Genomic DNA, 12,782 nt, shown 5'->3' with positions numbered 1-12,782 from the left:
GGCAATGCTCTGTTGAGCAGCGGCTGCACATATTGCGGGTGGTTACCGGCAATACGGGCAGCACTGGCTGCATGGCGTTGTTCAGTACGGCCGTCAGGTTCCTTAAGAAAAGTGCCTGTGTATGGTGCTGCCTGGTTAATAACAGGCTGGAACGCGATGAAAGGCACCTGTGTGCGCGACTCTAGGCCGTTGGTGGGGTGTCCCTGAGTACCCTATGCAAGCTTTGCAGGGCGACTCTTATTAGCCAGCAGGCGAGGATAAAGGGCAGGGTCAGTATGGACAGGCCAAGGCTGGCGAACCCGAATTGCAAGAGCAGGGCGAGCAGCACGCCTGCCCCGGGAGCCAGCGGGCAGCGATGCACCTGGCTCAGGGCGATGGCAGCGAGGCTGGCGTTGTAGCTGTAGAGGCTGCTCAGGGCGGCATCGGTGGGCCAGCCATTGACCATCGCCAGCATGAGTCCGCCGCTGGAGCCCAGCAACGCCCAGAGCGCTGCGTGGCCGTCGGCCAGGCGCAAGCCGAGCAGCAGGCACAGGCCGGCCCATGGCGAGTCGAGAAAAATCACCTGCCCCAGGCCGCATAGCACGGCGAGCAACAACTGCAGGGCGTTCAGCTCAGGCGTAGCGGCTATGTCTGCCGGGGGAGCGAGTAGCGGCTGGAGCTGACCGAACAGAGCCAGCAACAGCCAACCCAGCAGCACGAAGGGAAAGGTGAATGCAGGTAGCCAGCCATATTTGCGCATGCGCCGCATCCAGGGTGCCAGCAGCAGGCTGGACAGGGCGGCGCTGGCGATGATCAGCCCGGGCAGCAGCGGTGTCCATGGCAGTTTCAGGCTGAGCAGCAGGCCGAGCAGGATGCCGTTGTAGCCGTACAGGCCGATGGCGATGTCCGCAGGCGGGTAGCCGCGGCGTTGCGCAATCAGCATCGAGGTCAGACCGCCGAGCAAAGCGCCCGGCAGCAGATCCGGGGCGCCGATGAGGATGGCGAGCAGCACCAGCAGGCCGCAGCCGGGGTGCTGTTGCAGGAAGATTTGGGCGAAGCCGCAGAGCAGGGCGCGCAGGCTGTGCAGGGCAGGGTGTGAGGTTGGTAGTGGAGGCATGATATATGCGCCAAGAGAGCCCTCTCCCCCCAGCCCCTCTCCCGCAAGCGGGAGAGGGGAGTTGTCCAGGAGCCGTGTAGGGTGCGCTGTGCGCACCAAAAACGCCCTGCCATAGCAGGTGTGCAAGGCCCTGGCGGCCCCGCGACATCCTGCGTTGGCTATATGCCTAGCCCGGATGAAATCCGGGAAGCAGGAGTCGAGCATTCCCCGGATTTCATCCGGACTACGGTTCTTTATTGCGTTGAGAATCGTCGGCTCTATGCAGCGTTTCGATCCTCAGGCTCTTGATGCTGCCGGGTTGGCCGAAGGGTTCGCCGGCGGTGATCACCACGGTTTCGCCACGCTTGGCCAGGCCCTGAGCCTGGGGCGATTTCCAGGGCGGTGCTGGTGACTTCCTCGACCTTGCGCAGGTGTTCGTTAACCACCGAGTAGATGCCCAGGCCACGATCAGGCGGCGGGCGGTGGTGAGGCTCGGCGTGAGGCTCAAGATTGGCGCCTTGGGCCGCTCGCGCGAGGTGCGCAGGCTGCTGGCACCGGATTCGGTGTAGTTGGCCAATGCCGCCACCGGCAGGATCGAGCTGATGTGGCGTATGGCGCAGCTGATGGCGTCGCTGGCGGTGGCTTCTGCCTGCTTGGCGATCACCTTCAGGCGCAGGCGACCGTCGTCCAGTAGCAGGCTCTGACCGTTGACCAGTTGCACCTTGCCTTCGGCGAAACGGCCGACGCGCAGCTTCGGCCCCTGCAGGTCCATGAGGATGCCGATAGGCTGGTTCAGCTCGCGCTCAACCTCGCGCACCCACTGGTAGCGCTGGGCGTGGTCGGCGTGTTCGCCGTGGCTGAAGTTGAGGCGAAACAGGTTGACCCCGGCTTCCACCAAATGGCGTATATGCGCGGCGTCGCGGATGGCCGGGCCGAGGGTGGCGAGGATTTTCACTTTCTTGTCGGGAGTCATCTGGCAGACCTTGGTCATGAGTTTTGTTGATGGCGTTGCGGCGTAGGGCGGGTGCAACCCGCCACCAGCGCTTTGGCGGGTTGCACCCGCCCTACAGGGAGGAGCCCGGTGGTTCCGCACCTGCAGTTTCCAAGATTGCGAGGATCAGAATGGCGCGAAAGTCGTTGACGTTGGTGCGCGTCGGGCCGGTGACGATCAGCTCGTCGAGGGCGGCGAAGTAGCCATAGCCGTTGTTGTCGTCCAGCTCGTCGCGGGCGCTCAGGCCCTTGATGCCGGTGCGGGCGTAGCTGTAGGGCGTCATGATGGCGCCGGCGTTGTCTTCGGAGCCGTCGATACCGTCGGTGTCGCCGGCCAGCGCATAGACGCCAGGCAAGCCTTTGAGGCTCTCGGTGAGGCTGAGGAGGAATTCGGCGTTGCGCCCGCCACGGCCGTTGCCACGCACGGTGACGGTGGTTTCGCCGCCGGAAAGGATCGCGCACGGCGGCTTGATCGGCTGGCCATGCAGGACGATCTGCCGGGCGATGCCGGCGTGCACCTTGGCTACCTCGCGCGCCTCGCCCTCCAGGTCGCCGAGGATCAGCGCCGGGAAGCCGGCAGCCTCGGCCCTGGCGGCGGCGTCGAGCGATTGCTGCGGGGTGGCGATCAGCTGGAAGTGGCTGCGGGCGAGTACCGGATCGCCGTGCTTGACCGTTTCCGAGCGTGGATCTCCAGCCAGGCGCGCACGTTGGCCGGGATGTCGATGGTGTAGCGAGCCAGAATCGCCAGGGCTTCGGCCGAGGTGGTCGGGTCGCCCACTGTGGGGCCGGAGGCGATCACCGTGGCCTCGTCGCCGGGCACGTCGGAGATGGCGTAGGTGTAAACCGTGGCCGGCCAGCAGGCCTTGGCCAGACGGCCGCCCTTGATCGCCGAGAGGTGCTTGCGCACGCAGTTCATCTCGCCGATGGTGGCGCCGGATTTGAGCAGCGCCTTGTTGATCGCCTGCTTGTCCTGGAGGCTGATGCCGTCGGCCGGCAGAGCAAGCAGCGAGGAGCCGCCGCCGGAGAGGAGGAAGATCACCCGGTCGTCTTCGGTCAGGTTCGACACCAGCTCCAGCAGGCGGCGGGGACACGCTCGCCGGCGCCGTCCGGTACCGGGTGGGCGGCTTCCACCACTTCGATCTTCTTGCAGTCAGCGCCGTGCTCGTAGCGGGTCACCACCAGGCCGCTGACCTCGCCTTGCCACTGTTGCTCGATCACCTCGGCCATGGCCGCCGCAGCTTTGCCGGTGCCGATGACGATGACGCGGCCGCTGCGGTCGGCGGGCAAGTGGTCGGCCAGCACCTGGCGCGGATGCGCGGCGGCGATGGCGGTGGCGAACAGGTCGCGCAGCAGGCGTTGCGGATCGAAGGTCATGGCGGTGTTCTCTTGCAGATCGATTCCAGTCCGCAGATGCCGCGCGCAGCATCTGGGGAGTGGAATCGACCAACCTGGCAATCGGGCCGTGACACCTCCTGCCAGGAAGGTCGAAAGGGTGGGCCAGAAGCAAAGCCCCTCTCCCTGACCCTCTCCCATAAATGGGAGAGGGGACTGGTTTGGCGTACGCTGAAAATCGGTATAACGCCGAGCTGCTTGTCTCCCCTCTCCCGCATGCGGGAGAGGGGCCGGGGGAGAGGGCGCTTTGTTACTCGCCGCGGATATTGAAGTTGGCCATATGCTCCAGACCCTTGATCAGGCCGGAGTGGTCCCAACCGCTGCCGCCGAGGGCCGCGCAGGTGCTGAACACCTGCTGGGCGTTGGCGGTGTTGGGCAGGTTCAGGTCCAGCTCGCGGGCGCCGGACAGCGCCAGGTTGAGATCCTTCTGGTGCAGGCTGATACGGAAGCCTGGATCGAAGGTGCCCTTGATCATGCGCTCGCCGTGCACTTCGAGGATTTTCGAGCCAGCGAAGCCGCCCATCAGCGCTTCACGCACCTTGGCCGGGTCGGCGCCGTTCTTGGCGGCGAACAGCAGAGCTTCGGCCACTGCCTGGATGTTTAGCGCGACGATGATCTGGTTGGCCACCTTGGCGGTCTGGCCGTCGCCGTTGCCGCCGACGCGGGTGATGTTCTTGCCCATGGCCTGCAGCAGCGGCAGGGCGCGTTCGAAGGCATTCGGGCAGCCACCGACCATGATCGACAGGGTCGCGGCCTTGGCACCAACTTCACCGCCGGACACCGGGGCGTCCAGGTAGGCGGCGCCGGTGACCTTGATCTTCTCGGCGAAGGTCTTGGTCGCGGTGGGGGAGATCGAGCTCTTGTCGATCACTACCTTGCCAACGCCAACGCCAACGCCATCGGCAGTCGCGCCCTGGCTGTGGGGCGCGAGATAAAGGCCGCGCCGCTGACCGTCGCGGTGCTGGATGCCGGCGGGCATCTGATCAGCCTGCAACGCGAGGACGGCGCCAGCCTGTTGCGACCGTAGATCGCCATCGGCAAGGCCTGGGGCGCGCTGGCCTTGGGCAAGGGCTCGCGCCTGATCGCCGCCGACGCGCAGCAGCGCCCGGCCTTTATCGGGGCGGTGAACAACCTGGCTCAAGGCAGCCAGGTACCCGCGCCGGGCGGGGTATTGATTCGCGATGAACGCGGCGAAGTGATCGGCGTCTTCGGCATCACCGGCGACACCTCGGACATCGATGAGCAATGCGCGGTGAGTGCGCTGGAGTCGCTCGGCCTGAAGGCGGATGCGGGCGTCGCCTAGGGCTGATGATGTGGGAGGGGCTTTAGCCGCGAGCCTTGGTACCGCTGCCGGCGTCGCGGCTGAAGCCCCTCCCACGGCTTCCGCGAAACGCAGCGCTTTGCTCTATTGACGTTGCTGCCTGCTCTGCAGGCGGCAGAAGCGCTTGAGTGTATCCACCGCGAATTCCCGTTCCTCCCCGGACAGGGTATCGAGCATGGCCTGCAGGGCGGCGGACTCGCCATTGGCCGTCTGCGGCTCGGCGCTTTCGGCGAAGAACTGGCAGAAGGACGCGCCGAAGATCTCGCACAGGCGCTGGATGGTCAGCAGCGAGGGCAGGCTGACGCTGCGTTCGAAGCGGGAGATGGTGATCGGGTCGTCATCCAGGGCCAGTGACAGCTGCTCATGCGTGATAGCCATGGCGGCGCGGTGGCGGGCGATGATCTTTCCGACTATTGCTGCGAGTTCCTGGCGCACGGGTAAACCTAAATTGTCATATCGAGATCCATGCGCGAAATGATTAAGCGTTCACACCCTGCCCGTTAGGCTCTAATTTGTTTAGCCATACAAATGATCTAATATGCCCAGTGTCATGTCGCAATCACCTGGGCAAGGGTCGTGGGGAGCGTGAAACGGCCCGAGCGGAGCGGGGGATTGGAGCATGGCGCCGAATGGCCAAGCGGGATCTCTCGCATCTCTTATCCAGGGATCTATAATATGCAAAGAAGAATCATCATGGGCCTGCTTGCAAGCAGCACGCTGCTCGGTGGCTGCGCGTATTACGCGCAGGCGCCGCAGCCGACCAACTTCCCGACCCAGGAGCAGCAGCACGTCCAGGCGGCGTCGCACTGGCAACTGATCGCCGGCGACAGTGCCCGCCAGTTGATGGCGGCGATGCCGGAAAAACACCCGCTGCATGTGGTACGCAAGGGCAGCGAAAGCCCGTTCGAGGAGGCGTTCACCGCGCAACTGGTCACCGAGCTGACCCGTGCCGGCTATCCGGTGATGAAGAGTGCGGAGCGCCCCGGCACCCTGCTGGTCGAGCTCAGCGCCCAGCCCGTGCAGTTCGCCGAGAACCGCCAGCGTCCGGCCGCCGCCGGCGAGCTGAGCCTGATCGCCGGCGGTCTGTGGGTGCTGCGCAACATCTACGAGAACGTCTCGCCGGGGGCGGCGATGATCGCCGGCACGGCCGCCGTCGATGGCGTCCGCTGGTTCGGCTCCAAGGCCAGTGGCGGGGCTTTCGTGCCGAAGACCGAGCTGATCGTCACCACCAGCGTTTCCAGCCACGAGCGCTACTACGCCCAGACCAGCAGCGCCTACTACACCACCCAGAGCGACTGGGGGCTGTATGCCCGCAACGCGGTTCTGCCGCTCAAGGGGGGCTTGTGATGAAACGTCTGGCATCTCCCTTGCTGGCTCTGCTGCTGGCGGCGCTCGCCGGCTGTGCGCAGACGAGTGGCCCGAGCTACGAAAGCGCGCGCAACTCGCCCTTCATCCAGGCCAACCATCAGGCCGCCAACGCGCTGTTGCAGCAGTTGCCCGGCAGCGGCAGCACCATGATCATCGCCACGTTGGTCAACGTCGACGCGCTGGATCGCTCCTCGACCATGGGTCGCCTGGTTTCCGAGCAGATCTCCGCGCGTTTCACCCAGGCCGGCCAGCGCATGGTGGAAATGAAGTTCCGCAACAACGTGTACATCTCGCAGAGCCAGGGTGAGCTGATGCTGACCCGCGAGATCCACGAACTGGCCAACGCTCACAACGCCCAGGCGGTGATCGTCGGCAGCTACGGTGAGAGCAAGGACTATGTGTTCATCAACCTGAAGGTGATCCAGCCGACCACCAACGTGGTGCTGGCGACCCATGACTATGCGCTACCGATCAACGACGACGTGCGGGTGATGCTGCGCGCCAAGCGTTATTGAGCTGTCGGAGGCTTTTCGGTGCGCACGGCTGGGCAATCGCATGAACGGTGTAGGCGCGAATTTATTCGCGATTTCATCGAGCGTTATCGCGGATAAATCCGCTCCTACAAGAGCTCTGCCATCCTCTGAATGGAGGGAGAAAGGCTTTATGCGATTGCCCAGGTTCGCACAGCTGAGGATCAGGCGCTGGTCACCAGTTCGGAGGCCATCGATGGCATCGGGCTGACGTCGCAGCCTTTGAGCACCAGGCGAATGATGGTCTGCGCCGCGGCTTCGTAGTCGGCATCGTCCAGGCTGGCCTTGCCGGTGACGGTGGATATCTGCCAGTCGAAATCGGCGTAGGTCTGGGTCGCCGCCCAGATGCTGAACAGCAGGTGGTGCGGGTCGACCTGCGCCATCTGTCGTTGATCGATCCAGCGCTGGATGCAGGCAATATTGTGTTTGGCCTGGGCGTTGAGCTGTTCGGTCTGTTCCGGCGACAGGTGCGGCGCACCGTGCATGATCTCGCTGGCGAATACCTTGGAGGCGTGAGGTAGTTCGCGGGAGATGCGGATCTTCGAGCGGATGTAGGCGGTCAGCACTTCGCTCGGATGGCCCGGCTGGTTGAAGGGGGCAGAGGCGGCCAGCAGTGGCTCGATGATGCTTTCCAGGACCTCGCGGTAGAGGTTTTCCTTGGACTTGAAGTAGTAGTAGACGTTGGGTTTGGGCAGGCCTGCCTTGGCCGCAATGTCACTGGTCTTGGTGGCGGCGAAGCCCTTGTCGGCGAACTCCTCGCTGGCTGCGCGCAGGATGAGCTCTTTGTTACGCTCGCGGATGCTGGTCATAAGGCCCTGTGATTTGCTCTGCCGCCGGGCGGCGGTCGGGCATGGTAGCACCGGCTTTGCGCGAGGCTCAAGGCAGCGGCCACGGGCTGCTCAGCGCTTAACTGACTCTGTGGTCAAATTTCTGTATACAAGAAATCGCTTTTCTGTTTCTATCGCGCACAGCGTTATCCATGACATAAAAGTCTCGGCTCGTGACGCTGCAGGAGACCTACCGTGAACACCCATCAGCTCGTCGATCCCTTCGGTCGGCGCATCACCTACCTGCGTTTGTCGGTGACCGATCGCTGCGATTTTCGCTGCACCTACTGCATGAGCGAAGACATGCAGTTCGCGCCGCGCGCTCAGATTCTCAGTCTGGAAGAACTCTACGCCGTGGCCGATGCCTTCATCGGGCTGGGTGTGCGGCGCATCCGCATCACCGGGGGTGAGCCGCTGGTGCGCAAGAACCTGCTGAGCCTGTTGCAGCGCCTGGGGGAGCGTGACGAGCTGGATGACCTGGCGATCACCACCAATGGCTCGCAACTGGCAGAGATGGCTGCGCCGTTGCGCGCGGCTGGCGTGCGGCGCCTGAATATCAGCCTGGATTCCCTGCAGCGCGAGCGCTTCGCCGCCTTCACCCGACGCGACAAGCTCGACCAGGTGCTGGCCGGCATCGACGCCGCGCGTGCCGCAGGCTTCGACAGGATCAAGCTCAACAGCGTGGTGCAGAGCGGGCGCAATGACGACGAGGTGCTGGATCTGGTCGAGTTCGCCATCGAACGCGGCCTGGACATCAGCTTCATCGAGGAAATGCCGCTGGGCAGCGTGGTCAGCCACAGCCGTGAGCAAACCTTCTGCTCCAGCGACGAGGTGCGTCAGCGCATCGAACAGCGCCATGCGCTGGTGCGCAGCAGCAAGGTTACCGGCGGCCCATCGCGCTACTGGCAAGTGCTCGGCACGCAGACCCAGGTAGGGTTCATCTCGCCACACAGTCACAACTTCTGCGGCGACTGCAACCGTGTGCGGGTCACTGCCGAGGGCAAGCTGGTGCTGTGTCTCGGCCATGACAACGCGCTGGATCTCAAGCGCCTGTTGCGGGCACATCCGGGTGACGGCGAGCGCCTGCGCCAGGCGCTGATCGAGGCGCTGCGTCTGAAGCCCGAGCGGCACCACTTCGCCACCGACGAGCAGGTGCAGGTGGTGCGCTTCATGAGCATGACCGGCGGTTAGTGTCGCGATACGAATAATCTGTTGCCTATGGGCCGAGACCGCCACATCAATTACAGCAGGCTGCACAGTCCTTGTAGGAGCCGCGCCCCGCGGCGAATGGGCCGGTTCAGGCGACTGAAAAGCTTCGCCCCGAGGCGGGGCTCCTACTCAGGCCTGCGCCTGAGCGACATCTTATGCCTGACGCGACACTAAGCCCTCACCGCAATCTCAAAACAACAATAAGGAGGCTCTCAATGCAGCCCTACGACTGTGCCTGTTTTCCACCATTCTGCTGACGCCCGCTGCCCTGGCGCACCTACGTGGTTGGCGTCGAGGACCTGCCATTCGCCCCGCACTACAGCCTCGATGGCGAAGGTCAGTACCGTGGCTTCGCTCGTGAGGTGCTGGATGCCTTCGCCGTCGATAGCGGTATCAGCCTGAGCTACAAGGCGTTGCCGGTGGATCAGTTGTTGCCGGCCCTGCAGCGCGGCGAGATCTCCCCAGGTAAGAACGCACTCCTTCTCTGCACAACCGCCGGATCTACGCCACTTCGCCTTGATCACCAGAGCTTTGCGGTTCATTGCCCGCTCGCCCCGCTCCATAGCGCCTTCTATCCGGTTCTTGTTCATCGGCTCGCAGATTACGCTCCACGCTTCCTCCCCACGCTCGGTCACCCTCACGCAGTTGCGCTTCACTTCGTTCGCTGTGATCAACTTACGGCGGGACTTGCACCCGCAGGAGTGCGCCCATGCTGGGCGCACAAGAAAAAGGGGGAAGGGCGCGAACGCCATCCCCTTTTTACCCGGCCGCTGTCCCTACCCGACGTCGGTCAAGTGCGGTGCGACAGCGGTCAGAAGTGATACTTGACTAGTGCCTGCACGGCGGTCTGGTCGAAGCGATCGTCCGATCCGTCCACCGGTTTCACACCGTATTTGGCGCGCCACATGTTGATCTCCGTGCCCACGTAGAGCTGACGCTCCTTGCCGAATAGTGCCTTGCCCGCATCCCACTTGACCTGGATCGAAGAGCCCACCGAGGTCTGGGTGCCGGCGTCACGCGACGGCGAGCGCCAGTCGAGGAAGCCGTCGACGACGAAGTCCTGATCGCCGAGGCTGAACGGGTAAGCCGCGCTGACGGTCAGCTGGGTGACGTAGCCGTTGCTGTCACTGTCGGCGAAGAAGGTGTGGTTATTGATCTTCACCTGATACAGGTTGGTCTTGAAGTAGGTGAAGCCGGGCGCTTCCCAGTCCAGGCCAACACCGTACAGGTAGTTCTCCGGGCCTGGGCCGCCTTCGCCTTTCTCGTAGGTGAAGGCAGCGAAGACGTCCTTGATCGGGCCGGCGGCCGGCTTCTGCCCGGTCAGCCAGCTCAGGCTCACGCGCGGGGAGAACTCCATGTAGTTGAACGAGTTCTTGTCGTGTTGGCGGAAGGTGACGTTGTCGAAGCTGCCGCGCGACTGCTGGTTGTCGGCGCGGATGTAGTCGAGGAAGTAGAAGATGTCGCTCCAGGCCCAGCCGCTGGCATGTTCGAAGGTGAAGGTGGTCTGGGTGCGCTGCTCTTCGCCGTTGAAGTTCATGCGCTGGAAGTTCTCGCCGTACAGGTACGACAGGCTGTTGTCCTGCCAGTGCAGCAGGTCGCCAGCGAGTGCTTGCTGGCCAGAGAACAGTCCGGCTGACAGGGCGAGGCAGTGGGGCAGATGCTTGAGTTTCATCGGTTTTCCTTATTGTTGGCGTGCAAGCGTGCGTCTCCCGGCAGCGTGCCGCCGGGAGTTGGTTCTAAGTCAGGGATCAGCTAGGTCGGGCGGCCGGGTCGAGGTCGCGGCTGAGCGTCTTGAGGCTGTCGTCGTCGCTGGCTACATCGTCCGGGCGGTTCTGCAGCACGGTGTGCAGGTGCGCCTCGGGGTCGTAGTCGTCTTCCTCGACTTCGTGGTTCTCGTCGGGCAGGAAGATGTTTAGCACGATGGCACTGAAGGCGCCGATGGTGATGGGCGAGCCGAAGATATTCTTCAGTACGTCCGGCATGTGCGAGAGCACATCCGGTACGCCGGCCACGCCCAGGCCGAGGCCCAGGGAAATGGCCACGATCAGCACATTGCGGCGGTGCAGGCCGGTTTCGCTGAGGATCTTGATGCCGGCCACCGCAACGGTGCCGAACATGATCAGGGTGGCGCCACCGAGCACGGGCTTGGGCATCATTTGCAACACCGCGCCCACCACCGGGAACAGGCCCAGCAGCACCAGGATGCCGGCGATGTAGAAGCCCACATGGCGGCTGGCTACGCCCGTGAGCTGAATCACCCCGTTGTTCTGGCTGAAGGTGGTCATCGGCAAGCTGTTGAACATGGCGGCGACTGCCGAGTTGCAGCCGTCGGCCAGCACCCCGGATTTGATCCGGCGCATGTACACCGGCCCTTTGACCGGCTGCTTGGAAATGATCGAGTTGGCGGTCAGGTCGCCTGCTGTCTCCAGTGGAGTGATCAGGAAGATCACGGCGATAGGCACGAAGGCGATCCAGTCGAAGCCGAAACCATACTTGAATGGCTGCGGCACGCTGATCAGCGGTACCTCGGCCATGTTGGCGAAGTCCACCCGGCCGGTGAACCAGGCAACGGCGAAGCCCAGGGTCAGGCCGATGATCACCGCCGACAGGCGCAGGACCTGTGACGAGGCGCGGTTGAGCAGGACGATGGTGCCCAGCACCAGGCCGCCGAGGGCCAGATGGTGCAGGGCGCCGAGGTCTGGCGCGCCATAGCCGCCGGCCAGATCGGTCATGCCCACCTTGATCAGTGACAAGCCCATCAGGCAGATGATGGTGCCGGTGACCACCGGGGTGATGACCTTGCGCAGCTTGTTGATGAATTGGCTGAAGGCAATCTCGACGAAGGCGGCGCAGAAGCAGATGCCGAACAGCGTGGCGAGTATCTCCTCCTCGCTGGCGCCGCGCCCCTTGACGATGAAGCCGGCGCTGAGAATCACGCTGAGGAAGCCGAAACTGGTGCCCTGCAAACACAGCAGGCCAGAGCCGATCGGGCCGATGCGTTTGGCCTGGACGAAGGTGCCGAGGCCGGAAACGAACAGCGCCATGCTCACTCGCTGGTCGAGGACATCCGCAGTAGCGGCGTATCGCTCGACAGCTTGCAACAGGACGTGCAGTCCATCGTCAGCGTGCTCGACGTGATCCGCTCCATCGCCGAGCAGACCAACCTGCTGGCGCTCAACGTCGCCATCGAAGCCGCGCGCGGTTTCGCCGTGGTCGCCGATGAACACGCAGATCGCCAGCGCCGCTGAAGAGCAAATGGCAGTGGCCGAGGACATCAATCGCAGCGTGAATCAGATCGCCTTTGCTGTGGATAGCGTTGCCGACGAAACCGAGCGTGGAGCGCAGACAGCACGCAACCTGGCAGGCCTGGGTGATCGCCTCGGGGTGCTGGTGCGTCAGTTCCGCATCTGAGTCAGAGCGGGAAGTTCCAGCGACTGAATGCGTCGCTGAGCAACTCGATCCAGGCGCGGACAGCCGGCGACATGCCGCGCCCGTGGGTGTAGGCCAACTGGATATAGCCCTCAGGCACCGTCCAGTGCGGCAGCAATGAAACCAGGCTGCCATTGGCCAATTCCTCATGGCATTAGGTGGTGGGCAGCGGAGTAATGCCCCCCCGGGCCGAGCTGCGTGACGCCGCGCAGAAACACGAGGCCGAGCTGGCCGAACGCACCCTGGAAGAGTTTCTCGCTGCCGATGCTATCGTCATCGGTGCGCCGATGTACAACTTCGCCATTCCCAGCCAACTGAAGACCTGGATCGACCGCATCGCCGTCGCCGGCAAGAGCTTCAAGTACACCGAGAGCGGCCCGGTAGGGCTGGCTGGCGGCAAGACCGTGGTGATCGCCTCCAGCGCCGGTGGCATTCATGCCGGCCAGCCGTCTGGCCAGGCGCATGAGGACTATCTGGTGCGCATGCTGAACTTCGTCGGCATCGACGACATCGAGATCGTTCGCGCCGAAAGCCTGGCCTACGGTGAAGAGCCGCGCGGCGAAGCTATGAAAGGTGCAGCGCAGCGTATCTGCGAGCTGTTCGCCACTGCCTGAGCAGAGCGCTGAAACAACAAAGCCCGC

The 12,782-nt window shown here is 63.9% G+C and carries 12 protein-coding genes and 4 pseudogenes; 6 read left to right on the top strand and 10 right to left on the bottom strand.

The genetic code is table 11. The features are described from left to right. Positions 1-181 precede the first annotated feature (181 nt). The 4 genes and pseudogenes from N5J71_RS02510 to N5J71_RS02490 form a co-directional block, all read right to left on the bottom strand. Positions 182-1,096: an urea transporter gene (locus N5J71_RS02510; RefSeq protein ID WP_279916225.1), complete on the bottom strand. Its 915-nt coding sequence runs from the start codon at positions 1,094-1,096 to the stop codon at positions 182-184. Between the two features lie 223 nt (positions 1,097-1,319). After that, complete coding sequence (locus tag N5J71_RS22465; RefSeq protein ID WP_371920536.1) at positions 1,320-2,066, bottom strand: pyruvate kinase; 747 nt, start codon at positions 2,064-2,066, stop codon at positions 1,320-1,322. A gap of 73 nt (positions 2,067-2,139) precedes the next feature. After that, positions 2,140-3,439 (bottom strand): annotated as a pseudogene (locus tag N5J71_RS02495) (glycerate kinase type-2 family protein). A gap of 268 nt (positions 3,440-3,707) precedes the next feature. Next, positions 3,708-4,436 (bottom strand): NAD-binding protein, encoded by a 729-nt coding sequence (locus N5J71_RS02490; protein WP_125873640.1) that lies wholly within the window; start codon positions 4,434-4,436, stop codon positions 3,708-3,710. Between N5J71_RS02490 and N5J71_RS02485 the strand changes: the two are divergent. Beyond that, positions 4,356-4,760: pseudogene (locus tag N5J71_RS02485) on the top strand (GlcG/HbpS family heme-binding protein). The gene N5J71_RS02490 and the pseudogene N5J71_RS02485 overlap by 81 nt on opposite strands. A gap of 102 nt (positions 4,761-4,862) precedes the next feature. On the opposite strand, the gene N5J71_RS02480 reads toward N5J71_RS02485, so the two are convergent. After that, a complete protein-coding gene (locus N5J71_RS02480) occupies positions 4,863-5,156 on the bottom strand; it encodes a helix-turn-helix domain-containing protein (RefSeq protein WP_003460816.1) in 294 nt (97 codons plus the stop codon). 297 nt (positions 5,157-5,453) lie between these two features. Between N5J71_RS02480 and N5J71_RS02475 the strand changes: the two genes are divergently transcribed. After that, on the top strand, positions 5,454-6,125 hold the full coding sequence (locus N5J71_RS02475; protein ID WP_125873592.1) for a hypothetical protein: 672 nt from the start codon (positions 5,454-5,456) through the stop codon (positions 6,123-6,125). Beyond that, positions 6,125-6,661: a FlgO family outer membrane protein gene (locus N5J71_RS02470; protein ID WP_074857704.1), complete on the top strand. Its 537-nt coding sequence runs from the start codon at positions 6,125-6,127 to the stop codon at positions 6,659-6,661. Before N5J71_RS02475 ends, N5J71_RS02470 begins: the two co-directional genes overlap by 1 nt. 179 nt (positions 6,662-6,840) lie before the next feature. On the opposite strand, the gene N5J71_RS02465 is transcribed toward N5J71_RS02470, so the two are convergent. Beyond that, on the bottom strand, positions 6,841-7,485 hold the full coding sequence (locus N5J71_RS02465) for a TetR/AcrR family transcriptional regulator (RefSeq protein WP_084340989.1): 645 nt from the start codon (positions 7,483-7,485) through the stop codon (positions 6,841-6,843). 213 nt (positions 7,486-7,698) lie between these two features. Between N5J71_RS02465 and moaA the strand changes: the two genes are divergently transcribed. Beyond that, on the top strand, positions 7,699-8,694 hold the full coding sequence (moaA, locus tag N5J71_RS02460) for a GTP 3',8-cyclase MoaA (RefSeq protein WP_279916222.1): 996 nt from the start codon (positions 7,699-7,701) through the stop codon (positions 8,692-8,694). A 230-nt stretch (positions 8,695-8,924) separates the two neighbouring features. Here moaA and N5J71_RS02455 read toward each other — a convergent pair whose 3' ends face one another. The 3 genes from N5J71_RS02455 to N5J71_RS02445 all read right to left on the bottom strand — a co-directional run bounded on the left by N5J71_RS02455 (position 8,925) and on the right by N5J71_RS02445 (position 11,750). Then, the gene (locus tag N5J71_RS02455; RefSeq protein ID WP_279916221.1) at positions 8,925-9,254 is read right to left on the bottom strand and encodes a hypothetical protein; all 330 of its coding nucleotides are present in this window, start codon (positions 9,252-9,254) and stop codon (positions 8,925-8,927) included. A 269-nt stretch (positions 9,255-9,523) separates the two neighbouring features. Next, positions 9,524-10,384, bottom strand: coding sequence for an outer membrane protein OmpK (locus N5J71_RS02450; protein ID WP_279916220.1), 861 nt, complete (start codon positions 10,382-10,384; stop codon positions 9,524-9,526). Positions 10,385-10,460: 76 nt separating this feature from the next. Continuing rightward, positions 10,461-11,750 carry a nucleobase:cation symporter-2 family protein gene (locus N5J71_RS02445; RefSeq protein WP_424960554.1) on the bottom strand — a complete coding sequence of 430 codons (1,290 nt, stop codon included), beginning with the start codon at positions 11,748-11,750 and terminating at the stop codon, positions 10,461-10,463. On the opposite strand from N5J71_RS02445, the pseudogene N5J71_RS22460 reads away from it, so the two are divergent. Next, positions 11,631-12,123, top strand: a pseudogene (locus N5J71_RS22460) (methyl-accepting chemotaxis protein); the annotation flags it as partial. The gene N5J71_RS02445 and the pseudogene N5J71_RS22460 overlap by 120 nt on opposite strands. A gap of 1 nt (position 12,124) precedes the next feature. On the opposite strand, the gene N5J71_RS02430 reads toward N5J71_RS22460, so the two are convergent. Next, positions 12,125-12,283 carry a hypothetical protein gene (locus N5J71_RS02430; protein WP_003460827.1) on the bottom strand — a complete coding sequence of 53 codons (159 nt, stop codon included), beginning with the start codon at positions 12,281-12,283 and terminating at the stop codon, positions 12,125-12,127. 46 nt (positions 12,284-12,329) lie between these two features. On the opposite strand from N5J71_RS02430, the pseudogene N5J71_RS02425 reads away from it, so the two are divergent. Next, a pseudogene (locus N5J71_RS02425) lies at positions 12,330-12,755 on the top strand (NAD(P)H-dependent oxidoreductase); the annotation flags it as partial. Positions 12,756-12,782: the final 27 nt, after the last annotated feature.

This window comes from Ectopseudomonas oleovorans (genome assembly GCF_029845265.1).
GTDB classification, from domain to species: Bacteria; Pseudomonadota; Gammaproteobacteria; order Pseudomonadales; family Pseudomonadaceae; genus Aquipseudomonas; species Aquipseudomonas oleovorans.
Note: the sequence above shows the minus strand (reverse complement) of the source record. Positions and strands in the feature narration are given on the sequence as shown.